This window comes from Streptomyces sp. NPDC012827, assembly GCF_042900905.1.
Classification (GTDB): Bacteria; Actinomycetota; Actinomycetes; order Streptomycetales; family Streptomycetaceae; genus Streptomyces; species Streptomyces gulbargensis.
Genome location: NZ_JBIBBY010000001.1, coordinates 289302 through 301073 on the forward strand (window position 1 = coordinate 289302; position 11772 = coordinate 301073).

The window sequence follows — 11772 nt, forward strand, 5'->3', positions numbered from 1 at the left end:
AGTTGACACCCTAGTAGTTAACAAAGGACCGGGTTGCCCCCGCGCGTACCGTGGAAGGCTCCTCCGGTAACGGCTCCGCGCACCCCTCAACCCGTCCGTCCCCCAGCCCCTTCATCCCTGTGGACACGCCATCCGAGTGAACGCGGACGGGAGCGGCGATGCCCGCCATGCACCGGCCGTCGGCGGAGCTAGAAAGAGCGCACCACCACCCGCACCCCCGTAACCCCGTCAGGTGATGCTGTGAATCCGCTCATGGGACGCATTCCCGTTCTGGACGTCCGTCCGTTGGTCGACTGTGGCCGGCGCCCCGCGAAGGCGGTGGTCGGTGAGACCTTCGAGGTGACGGCGACCGTCTTCCGCGAGGGTCATGACGCCGTCGCCGCCAACGTCGTGCTGCGCGGGCCGTCGGGCCGCCCGGGCCCGTGGACCCCGATGCGTGAACTCGCCCCCGGCACCGACCGGTGGGGTGCCGAGGTCACCCCGGACGCCGAGGGCCTGTGGACGTACACCGTGGAGGCGTGGAGCGACCCGGTCGCGACCTGGCGCCACACCGCCCGGATCAAGATCCCGGCCGGGATCGACTCGGAGCTGGTCCTCGCGGAGGGCGCCGAGCTGCACGAGCGGGCCGCCAAGGGCGTGCCGAAGAAGGGCGGCGGCCGGGAGGCGGTGCTGGCCGCCGTGGACGCGCTGCGGGACGAGTCGCGTCCGGCGGCCGTGCGCCTGGCCGCCGCGCTCGCCCCCCGGGTGGTCGAGGCGCTCGACCGGCACCCCTTGCGCGAACTCGTGTCGGCCTCCCCGGCATTGCCGCTGGTCGTGGAGCGGGAGCGGGCCCTCTACGGTTCCTGGTACGAGTTCTTCCCGCGCTCGGAGGGCGTGCGGAAGGTCCGGGGCCGAACGGTGCAGGGGACGTTCCGGACGGCCGCCGAGCGGCTTCCGGCGATCGCCGCGATGGGCTTCGACGTGGTCTACCTGCCGCCGGTCCACCCGATCGGCGAGACGCACCGCAAGGGTCCGAACAACTCGCTTTCGGCCGGACCGAACGACGTCGGCGTGCCGTGGGCGATCGGTTCGCCGGAGGGCGGGCACGACGCCGTGCACCCGGATCTGGGCACCATGGAGGACTTCGACGCCTTCGTGGCGCGCGCCCGTGAGCTGCGTCTGGAGGTGGCGCTCGACTTCGCGCTCCAGTGCTCGCCGGACCACCCGTGGGTGGAGAAGCACCCGGAGTGGTTCCACCACCGGCCGGACGGTTCGATCGCGTACGCGGAGAACCCGCCGAAGAAGTACCAGGACATCTACCCGATCGCGTTCGACAAGGACATGGACGGGATCGTCGCGGAGACCGTGCGGGTGCTGCGGCACTGGATGGACCACGGGGTGCGGATCTTCCGGGTGGACAACCCGCACACCAAGCCGGTGGTGTTCTGGGAGCGGGTGATCGGGGAGATCAACCGGGCGGACCCGGACGTGATCTTCCTGGCGGAGGCCTTCACCCGGCCGGCGATGATGCGGACGCTCGGCGCGATCGGCTTCCAGCAGTCGTACACGTACTTCACCTGGCGCAACACCAAGGAGGAGCTCACGGAGTACCTGACGGAGCTGTCGGGGGACGTGGCGGCGCAGATGCGGCCGAACTTCTTCGTGAACACCCCGGACATCCTGCACGCCTACCTCCAGCACGGCGGCCGGCCCGCCTTCGAGGTGCGGGCGGTGCTGGCGGCGACCCTGTCGCCGTCCTGGGGGATGTACGCCGGGTACGAGCTGTGCGAGGCCACCCCGGTGCGGGAGGGCAGCGAGGAGTACCTCGACTCGGAGAAGTACGAGCTGCGGCCGCGGGACTGGGAGGCGGCCGAGCGGGCGGGAGCCACGATCACCCCGCTGATCACCACCCTGAACCGGCTCAGGCGCCGTCACCCGGCGCTGCGCCGGCTGCGGAACCTGACCTTCCACGAGACGGACGACCCGCAGGTGATCGCGTACTCCAAGCGCACCGGTTCGAACACGGTTCTGATGGTCGTCAACCTCGACCCGCACCACACCCACGAGGCGACGGTCTCGTTGAACATGCCGGAACTCGGCCTCGACTGGCACGAGACCGTGCCGGTGCGCGACGAGCTCACCGGCGAGACCTATCACTGGGGCAGGGCCAGTTACGTGCGTCTGGAGCCGGGTGTCAGGCCTGCGCACGTCCTCGTCCTGCGACCGTCCCCGCAGACCGGAGGGTCACCCACCTCATGACTGTCAACGATCCCGTCCCCGACACCTTCGAGGACACCCCCGCCCAGGACCGCGATCCCGAGTGGTTCAAGCGGGCCGTCTTCTACGAGGTCCTCGTCCGGTCCTTCCAGGACAGCAACGGCGACGGCGTGGGCGACCTGAAGGGCATCACGTCCCGGCTCGACTACCTCCAGTGGCTGGGGGTGGACTGTCTCTGGCTGCCGCCGTTCTTCAACTCCCCCCTGAGGGACGGCGGCTACGACGTGTCGGACTACACCTCGGTGCTGCCCGAGTTCGGTGACCTCGCCGATTTCGTGGAGTTCGTGGACGCGGCCCACCAGCGCGGGATGCGCGTGATCATCGACTTCGTCATGAACCACACGAGCGACCAGCACCCGTGGTTCCAGGAGTCGCGGCGCGACCCGGACGGGCCGTACGGCGACTACTACGTCTGGGCCGACGACGACAAGCAGTACCCGGACGCCCGGATCATCTTCGTCGACACCGAGACCTCCAACTGGACCTTCGACCCGGTGCGCAAGCAGTACTTCTGGCACCGCTTCTTCTCGCACCAGCCGGACCTCAACTACGAGAACCCGGCGGTGCAGGAGGAGATCCTGTCGGCCCTGAAGTTCTGGCTGGACCTGGGGATCGACGGCTTCCGGCTGGACGCGGTGCCGTACCTGTACCAGCAGGAGGGCACCAACTGCGAGAACCTGCCGGCCACCCACGCCTTCCTCAAGCGGGTCCGCAAGGAGATCGACGACCACTACCCGGACACGGTGCTCCTCGCCGAGGCCAACCAGTGGCCGGAGGACGTGGTCGACTACTTCGGCGACTTCCGCTCGGGCGGCGACGAGTGCCACATGGCGTTCCACTTCCCGGTGATGCCCCGGATCTTCATGGCCGTGCGGCGCGAGTCGCGCCACCCGGTCTCCGAGATCCTGGCGAAGACCCCGGCCATCCCCTCCGGCTGCCAGTGGGGCATCTTCCTGCGCAACCACGACGAGCTGACCCTGGAGATGGTCACCGACGAGGAGCGCGACTACATGTACGCCGAGTACGCCAAGGACCCGCGGATGCGGGCCAACATCGGCATCCGGCGCCGCCTGGCCCCGCTCCTGGACAACGACCGCAAGCAGATGGAGCTGTTCACGGCCCTGCTGTTCTCGCTGCCGGGATCGCCGGTCCTGTACTACGGCGACGAGATCGGCATGGGCGACAACATCTGGCTCGGTGACCGGGACGGGGTGCGCACCCCGATGCAGTGGACGCCCGACCGGAACGCGGGCTTCTCCTCCTGCGATCCCGGGCGGCTGTTCCTGCCGGCCATCATGGACCCGGTCCACGGCTACCAGGTGACCAACGTGGAGGCGGGGATGGCCTCGCCGTCCTCGCTGCTGCACTGGACGAAGCGGATGATCGAGATCCGCAAGCAGAACCGGGCGTTCGGCACCGGGACGTACACCGAACTCCCGTCGTCCAACCCGGCGGTCCTCGCCTTCCTCCGGGAAGCCGCCCCCGAAGAGGGCATGGACGCCGATCTGGTCCTCTGCGTGAACAACTTCTCGCGGTTCGCGCAGCCGACCGAGCTGGACCTGCGGCGCTACGCCGGCAACCACCCGGTGGAGCTGATCGGCGGGGTGCAGTTCCCGGCCATCGGCCAGCTTCCCTATCTCCTGACCCTTGCGGGACACGGGTTCTACTGGTTCCGTCTCAAGACGGGCTGACCTCCGGTCGGTTCGTCCGGCCCGGGGCGGGGCGGTTCCTCCGCCGTGCCCCGGGCACCGTCACCACCGCACGATCCAGATCCGTCCGGGCCCCCACCCGGACCCGTACGGATCTTCCCTTTCCGACACGTCCCGCACATCCGGACAGCCACAGCCGCAATCCGGGACAATCTGCGCATTTGAATACCTACGACAGTCATCTGCGCACCCCGGGGAAAGGACGCGATGCCATGCCGGAGACCGCATCCACGACCCGGGCCACGGACGCCCTCCTGCCGTCCCTCACACCCCTGCTCCACGAATGGCTGCCCCGGCAGCGCTGGTTCGCGGGCAAGGGCCGCCGGGTCACGGGATTCGCCCTGGACACGGCCACCGAGCTGCTGCCCCTGGACGGCGCCGGCCCGGGCCTCCTCCATCTGCTCGTCCGGGTCGAACAGCCCAGCCGCCCGAGCGGCACCCCGGCCGACTGCTACCAGATCCTCCTGGGGGTACGGAGCCAGCTGCCGCCCCGGCTCGCCCCCGCCCTGATCGGCCGCGTCCGGCAGGGTCCGCTCGCCGGACGCGCGGTCTACGAGGCGCTGCGCGACCCCCGGCTCGCCGGACTGCTCTACGAACGGCTGCGCACCCCGGGCCGCATCGGCACCCTGCGCTTCCACGCCACCACCGCCCTGCCCGGGGCCCTCGCCCCCCGAGTCCTGGACGCCGAGCAGTCCAACTCCTCGCTCGTGTACGGGGACTCGTACATCCTGAAGATCTTCCGCCGGGTCAGCCCCGGCGCCAACCCGGACCTGGAACTGCCCCTCGCCCTCGGCCGGGCCGGATGCGCCAGGGTGCCCGCCCCGGTCGCCTGGTTCGAGTCGGGGGCCGCCACCCTCGGCGTGCTCCAGCCCTACCTGGCGGACTCCCGGGACGGCTGGCGCCTCGCCCTCGACGCCCTCGCCTCCGGACAGGACTTCACCCGCCAGGCGCTCGCCCTGGGCCGCGCCACCGCCGAGGTGCACCTCGCCCTCGCCGAGGCCCTGCCCACCGAGCGGCTGCGGCCCTCCGACACCGAGCACCTCGCCTCCGCGATGGACCGCCGGCTGCACACGGCGGCGCAGGCGGTGCCGGCGCTGCTGCCGTACGTACCGGGCCTGCGCGCGGTCTTCGCCGCGGCGAGCGGGGCGGCCGGCGCGGGCATCGTCCAGCGCATCCACGGCGACCTGCACCTCGGGCAGACGCTGCGCGGTTCCGACGGCGCCTGGGCGGTCATCGACTTCGAGGGCGAACCGGCGAAGCCCCTCGACGAACGGCGCCGGCCGCAGCCCACGGTCCGGGACGTGGCCGGCATGCTCCGCTCCTTCGACTACGCGGCCCGCACCCACCGGCCGTGGAACGCCGACTGGGCGGCCCGCTGCCGGGCCGCCTACTGCACCGGCTACGCGCAGGTGTCCGGGACCGACCCCCGGGCCGATCCGGCGCTGCTGCGGGCCTACGAGACGGACAAGGCGGTGTACGAGGTGGTCTACGAGGCACGTCACCGCCCCGACTGGCTGCCGGTGCCGATGTCCGCCATCGAACGCCTGGCCGCCTCCGTCCCGTGACCCGGCCGGACCAGGACTCCCCGTGCCCGCCGGCCGCACCACCCGTTCGGGGCAGCGCGGTGTCCCGCCGTCCGGCCCACCGCCTGCGGTGCGGCCCGCGCGCCCCGTTCGGCCGAGTTTCCCCGGCCCCCCGAGGGCCGTTCAGTACCCGTATCCCCTCACTCCGTCCCCCGTCCCCCGCTCCCCAGGAGGCACCCCTGTGACCGCCCGCCCCGCAGGCAAGACGGCCCCCCGCACGAAGACCCCCGCGCCGGACCGGACCGCCGTACGGAAGGCGCCACCCCTCGACCCCGGCGACCGGGCCCGGCTGCTCGCCGGTGAGCACCACGACCCGCACGCCCTGCTCGGCGCCCACCCGGTCCGCGGCGGCGTGGTGATCCGTGTGCTCCGCCCCTGGGCCCGGGAGGTCACCGTCCTGGCGAAGGGCCGCCGGATCACCCTCCACGACGAGGGCGACGGCCTCTTCTCCGGCCTGCTGCCGCTGCTGCGCAAGGTCCCCGCCTACGAGCTGCGGGTGCGCTACGACGGCGACGAGATCGCCCTCCACGACCCGTACCGCTTCCTGCCGTCCCTCGGCGAGCTGGACCTGCACCTCATCGGGGAGGGCCGGCACGAGGAGCTGTGGACGGCCCTCGGCTCCCGCGTCCTGACGCACGAGGGCGTGGCCGGCACCCGCTTCGCCGTGTGGGCGCCGAACGCCCGCGGCGTGCGGGTCACCGGTGACTTCACGCACTGGGGCACGGGTCTGCCGATGCGCTCGCTCGGCGGGACCGGGGTGTGGGAGCTGTTCGTGCCCGGCCTCGGCGAGGGCACCGTCTACAAGTACGACATCACCCGGCCGGACGGCTCGCACACCCTGCGCGCGGACCCGATGGCCCGACGCACCGAGTGCCCGCCGAACACGGCGTCGATCGTCACCGAGTCGCACTACGCGTGGGGCGACGCCGAGTGGATGGAGCGGCGTGGCCGGCGGCCCCACCACGAGTCGCCGCTCTCCGTGTACGAGGTGCACCTGCCGTCCTGGCGGCCGGGGCTCACCTACCGCCAGCTCGCCGAGCAGCTGCCCGCCTACGTGCGGGACCTCGGCTTCACGCACGTGGAGTTCATGCCGGTCGCCGAGCACCCCTTCGGCGGCTCCTGGGGTTACCAGGTCACCGGCTTCTACGCGCCGACGGCCCGGATGGGCACCCCGGACGACTTCAAGTACCTGGTGGACGCGCTGCACCGGGCCGGGATCGGCGTCCTCATGGACTGGGTGCCGGCGCACTTCCCGAAGGACGACTGGGCGCTCGCCGAGTTCGACGGGCGGCCGCTGTACGAGCACCCGGACCCGCGCCGCTCGCACCACCCGGACTGGGGGACGCTGGAGTTCGACTACGGCCGCAAGGAGGTGCGGAACTTCCTCGTGGCCAACGCCGTCTACTGGTGCCAGGAGTTCCACATCGACGGGCTGCGGGTGGACGCGGTGGCCTCGATGCTCTACCTGGACTACTCGCGCGAGCACGGCGAGTGGGTGCCGAACGAGTACGGCGGCCGGGAGAACCTGGACGCGGTGGCCTTCCTGCAGGAGATGAACGCGACGGTGTACCGGCGCTGCCCGGGGATCATCACCTTCGCGGAGGAGTCCACGGCCTGGGACGGGGTGACCCGGGCGACCGACCAGGTCGGGCCGGGCGGCTTCGGCGGCCTGGGCTTCGGCATGAAGTGGAACATGGGCTGGATGCACGACTCCCTCCAGTACGTCCAGAAGGAGCCGGTGCACCGCAAGTACCACCACCACGAGATGACCTTCTCGATGGTGTACGCGTACAGCGAGAACTACATCCTGCCGATCTCGCACGACGAGGTGGTGCACGGCAAGCGGGCGCTGGTGTCGAAGATGCCGGGCGACTGGTGGCAGCAGCGCGCCAACCACCGGGCCTACCTCGGCTTCATGTGGGCGCATCCCGGCAAGCAGCTGCTCTACATGGGGCAGGAGTTCGCCCAGGGCGCGGAGTGGTCGGCGGACCACGGGCCGGACTGGTGGCTGCTGGACCCGGCGTACGGGGCGGAGCCGGACCACCGGGGCGTGCGGGACCTGGTCCGCGACCTGAACACGGTGTACACGGCGACCCCGGCCCTCTGGGAGCGGGACACCGTCCCGGACGGCTTCGAGTGGGTGGTGGGGGACGCGGCCGACGACAACGTCTTCGCGTTCCTCCGCTTCGACGGCTTCGGCTCCCCGCTGCTGGCCGTCTGCAACTTCTCCCCGGTGGTGCGGCACGACTACCGGCTCGGGGTGCCGGACACGTTCGCCGCCTGGTCGGAGGTCCTGAACACGGACGCGGCCCGGTACGGCGGCTCGGACGTGGTGGGCACCGACCCGGTGAAGACCGAGTCGGTGCCGTGGCACGGCCGCGGGTCGAGCGTGCGGATGACGCTGCCGCCGCTGGCGACCGTGTGGCTCAGGCCGGCCTGACCGGCGGCCCGGGCGGGGGTGTGGTCAGGCCCGCCTGACCACACCCAGACGCTGCGTGGCCCGGGTCAGCGCCACGTACAGGTCGTTGACGCCGTGCGGCCCGCCGGCCCGGATGGCGTCGGGGTCGACCACGAGGACCGTGTCGAACTCCAGGCCCTTCGCCTGCCGCGGGTCGAGGAGGACCACCGGCCGGGTGAGGTCCGGCGCCGGGCCGTGCGAGGCGCCGGGCAGCGCGGCGAGCAGCCCCGGGTGGAGCTCCGGCGGGGCGATGACGGCGAGCCGGCCCTCCTCGCGGAGTTCGGCGGCGACCGCGTCGGCGGTCTCCCGCACCGGGTCGGCTGCCGTCCGCTCCCACGGCTCGACACCGGTGGAGCGGACGGAGCGGGGCGGCTCGAAACCGGGGTCGGTCTCACGGCGCACTCCGGCGGCCACCGCCATGATCTCGGCGGGGGTGCGGTAGTTGACGCCGAGCCGGACCAGCTCCCAGCGGTCCTCCACGTACGGGGAGAGGATCTCCTCCCAGGAGCCGACGCCGGCCGGGTCGCCGGTCTGCGCCGGGTCGCCCACCAGGGTCATGGAGCGGGTGGGGCTGCGGCGCATGAGGAGCCGCCACAGCATGGCGGACAGTTCCTGCGCCTCGTCCACGATGATGTGCCCGAAGGCCCAGGTGCGGTCGGCGGCGGCCCGTTCGGCGGCGGTGCGGTGGTCGGCCTCCTCGTGCCGTTCGGCGAACCGCTCGGCGTCGATGATGTCGTGGGCGGACAGCACCTCGGAGGCGTCCTCGTCGACCTCCTCCTTGTCCTCGAACTCGTAGGTGCGCGAGGCGTAGCTGACGTCGAGGACGCCCTGGGCGTACTGGATGCGCCGCTGGCGTTCGGCCTCCTCGGCGGCGCGGGCGGCCGAGTCGTCGTGGCCGAGGAGTTCGGCGGCCTCGTCCAGGAGCGGTACGTCGGCCGGGGTCCACGGCCCGCCGTCGCGGCGGATCGCGGCGGCGTCCTCCTCGGGGAGGTGGGTGGGGTCGGCGAGGTAGTCGGCGAGGAAGCCCTCGGGGGTGAGGGCCGGCCAGAGGGTGTCGATCGCCGCGTGGACGTCGGGGTTGGCGGCGACGCCCTTGGCGAGGAGCGCGCGGTCGTCGGGTCCGAGGAAGTTGGGGCCGCCGTAGGGGTCGGCGCCGATGCGGTCGGCGAGCTGTTCGGCGAGCGCGTCGAGGATCCGGAACACGAAGGACGGGCGGGCCAGGTTGTGCGGGAGGGCCTGGGCGCGGGCGTGGTGGCGGGCCTCCAGGGCCATGTCCCAGTCGATGACCAGGTCGCCGTCCTCGTGCGGGACGGTGAGCGGTTCGCCGCGCTCGGGGACCCGCTGCCGGTCGCGTACGGCGGCGGCGAGCGCCCCGGCCATGGCGGCGGCGCCCTTCACGGCGGCGGCGCGCGGGGTGTCGGTGCCGGTGGCGCGGACGCCCGGGTACAGCTCGGCGGGGGTGGCGAGCAGGACGCCGGTCTCGCCGAGGGAGGGCAGCACGTTGCCGATGTAGCCGAGGAAGGCCGGGTTGGGGCCGACGATGAGGACGGCGCGGCGGGCGAGCTGCTCGCGGTGGGCGTAGAGGAGGTACGCGGCCCGGTGCAGGGCCACGGCGGTCTTGCCGGTGCCGGGGCCGCCCTCCACGACGAGGACCCCGTGGTGCGGGGAGCGGATGATGGCGTCCTGCTCGGCCTGGATGGTCTGCACGATGTCGTGCATGCGGCCGGTGCGGGCCGCGTCGAGGGCGGCGAGCAGCACCTCGTCGGCGTCGCTGTTCTCGTGGCCGGTGCGGGTGGTGTCCGTGAGGTCGAGGACCTCGTCGTGGAGGGAGACGACCTCGCGGCCCTTGGTGGTGATGTGCCGGCGCCGGCCGAGGCCCATGGGCGCGTGCCCGGTGGCGAGGTAGAAGGGGCGGGCGATCTCGGCACGCCAGTCGACGACGAGGGGCGTGCGGTCGGCGTCGTCCTCGCGGATGCCGATGCGGCCGATGTGGTGGTCGCGGCCGTCGCGGAAGACGAGCCGCCCGAAGCAGAGCCCGCTCTCGCCCGCGTCGAAGGCGGCGAGCAGCCCGGACTGCTCGGCGACCAGGACGTCCCGCTCCAGACGCGACTGGGCGCTTCCGGTCCCGGGCGTGGCCAGCGCCCGGGCGACGCCGGCCTCGGCCTGGTCCCGCAGGTCGTCGAGCCGCGCGTAGAGCGAGGTGATGAATTTCTGCTCATCCCGAATTGGCTCGGTTGACAATTCCACTCCCAGCGCGATACAGTACGTTTATTGAATCCTTCCGCGCCCCCTTCGCAGGCGAGCCGCACGGAGACACGGAATTCATCAATATACGCGACACGAAGCCCCGGACGCCAATTATCTCGTCCGGGGCTTTTCCGTGCCCTTCGGATTCAGCCGAGCACCTCCGCCAGCTCCTCCAGGAGGCGCCGCTTGGGGCGGGCGCCGACGAGCGACGTCACCGGTTCGCCCGCCCGGAAGACCATCAGCGTCGGAGTGGCGAGCACCCCGTAGCGCAGGGCCGTCGCCGGATTGCGGTCCACGTCGATCTCCACGATCCGCAGCCGCTCCGCCTCCTCGGCCGCGAGCGCGCCCAGGACCGGCCTCAGCTGTCGGCAGGGCCCGCACCATTCGGCGGTGAACTTCACCAGGACCGGCCGGTCCGCGCCGAGCACCTCCGCGGCGAAATCCGCGTCCGTGACCTCGTCCACGCCGTGCGCGTACGTCGTCATGCCGTCACTCCTGTCTCGTCGGTCTCCTCGGCACCGCCGGGGTGGGTGCCGAGGGCGCAGCGGGGTTCCGGGCCGTGCGGGAGTTCCGCCTCGGCCCGCAGCAGCTGGGCGCCCACCTGGGCGCGCACGGTCCTGAGCTGTTCGATGAGCCCGTCCAGCTCGTCGAGCTTGCGCCGGTAGACCGCGATCGAGGCCGGGCACGCGTCGCCGGCCGGATGGCCCGCCCGCAGGCACTCCACGAACGGCCGCGTCTCCTCCAGCTCGAACCCGAAGTCCCGCAGGGTCCGGATCTGCCGCAGGAGCCGCAGGTCGGCCTCGTCGTAGGCGCGGTGTCCCTGTTCCGTACGCCGGGCGGTCAGGAGACCACGGGACTCGTAGTACCGCAGGGTCCGCGTGGTCGTTCCGGCCCGCTCGGCCAGCTCTCCGATGCGCATGTCCCGACCGTAGGCCTTGACGTCGACGTCAGGGCAAGCCCGGAGGGGGCGGGGTCAGGCGGAGGCGCCCGCTCCGGGCCCGGGCGGCAGAATCGTCCTGCGCTCGACCGGCGAGGAGAGGACGACGGAGGTCGTCGTCCGGCCGAGCCGCGAGGTCTGCTCCAGGATCTCCTCCAGGTGCGCGGTGTCCGTGACGGCGACCTTGAGGATCCAGCAGTCCTCGCCGACCACGTGGTGCGCCTCCAGGATCTCCGGGCGGCCGGTCAGCTCCAGGGCCCGCGGGTGCCGCAGGCTGTAACCGGCGTGCGGGTTGACCCGGACGAAGGCCTGGATCCCGTAGCCGAGCCGGGCCGGGGAGACGTGGGCGCCGTAGCCGGTGATCGCCCCGCACGCCTCCAGGCGGCGCAGCCGTTCCGTGACGGCCGCGGGGCTGAGGCGGACCCGGCGGCCGAGTTCGCTCAGCTTGATCCGTCCGTCGGTCTGCACGATGCCGAGGATCTGCCGGTCGATCGCGTCCACGGCGCCCACCGGCGTTTCCACGGCGGCGGACCGCTGATGCCGTGGTTCTTTCGGCGCGGCGGCCCGAACTCCCATGTCTCC

The 11772-nt window shown here is 72.2% G+C and carries 8 protein-coding genes; 4 read left to right on the plus strand and 4 right to left on the minus strand.

Going from position 1 to position 11772, the window contains the following annotated elements:
• Positions 1–252 precede the first annotated feature (252 nt).
• From ACFY60_RS01260 to glgB, 4 genes are all read left to right on the plus strand, one after another.
• A complete protein-coding gene (locus ACFY60_RS01260; protein WP_388607775.1) occupies positions 253–2238 on the plus strand; it encodes an alpha-1,4-glucan--maltose-1-phosphate maltosyltransferase in 1986 nt (661 codons plus the stop codon).
• The gene (treS, locus tag ACFY60_RS01265; RefSeq protein WP_388607774.1) at positions 2235–3947 is read left to right on the plus strand and encodes a maltose alpha-D-glucosyltransferase; all 1713 of its coding nucleotides are present in this window, start codon (positions 2235–2237) and stop codon (positions 3945–3947) included. Before ACFY60_RS01260 ends, treS begins: the two co-directional genes overlap by 4 nt.
• A 230-nt stretch (positions 3948–4177) precedes the next feature.
• Entirely contained in the window at positions 4178–5530 is a 1353-nt protein-coding gene (locus tag ACFY60_RS01270) for a maltokinase (RefSeq protein WP_388607773.1), read from the plus strand.
• A 199-nt stretch (positions 5531–5729) separates the two neighbouring features.
• The gene (gene glgB, locus ACFY60_RS01275; protein ID WP_388607771.1) at positions 5730–7988 is read left to right on the plus strand and encodes a 1,4-alpha-glucan branching enzyme; all 2259 of its coding nucleotides are present in this window, start codon (positions 5730–5732) and stop codon (positions 7986–7988) included.
• Between the two features lie 24 nt (positions 7989–8012).
• On the opposite strand, the gene ACFY60_RS01280 is transcribed toward glgB, so the two are convergent.
• From ACFY60_RS01280 to ACFY60_RS01295, 4 genes are all read right to left on the minus strand, one after another.
• Positions 8013–10247 carry a HelD family protein gene (locus ACFY60_RS01280; RefSeq protein WP_388608170.1) on the minus strand — a complete coding sequence of 745 codons (2235 nt, stop codon included), beginning with the start codon at positions 10245–10247 and terminating at the stop codon, positions 8013–8015.
• A 152-nt stretch (positions 10248–10399) separates the two neighbouring features.
• On the minus strand, positions 10400–10738 hold the full coding sequence (locus tag ACFY60_RS01285; protein ID WP_388607769.1) for a thioredoxin family protein: 339 nt from the start codon (positions 10736–10738) through the stop codon (positions 10400–10402).
• The gene (locus tag ACFY60_RS01290; RefSeq protein WP_388607768.1) at positions 10735–11172 is read right to left on the minus strand and encodes a MerR family transcriptional regulator; all 438 of its coding nucleotides are present in this window, start codon (positions 11170–11172) and stop codon (positions 10735–10737) included. The genes ACFY60_RS01285 and ACFY60_RS01290 overlap by 4 nt, the downstream gene beginning before the upstream one ends.
• A gap of 54 nt (positions 11173–11226) precedes the next feature.
• The gene (locus tag ACFY60_RS01295; RefSeq protein ID WP_388607767.1) at positions 11227–11766 is read right to left on the minus strand and encodes an Lrp/AsnC family transcriptional regulator; all 540 of its coding nucleotides are present in this window, start codon (positions 11764–11766) and stop codon (positions 11227–11229) included.
• Positions 11767–11772: the final 6 nt, after the last annotated feature.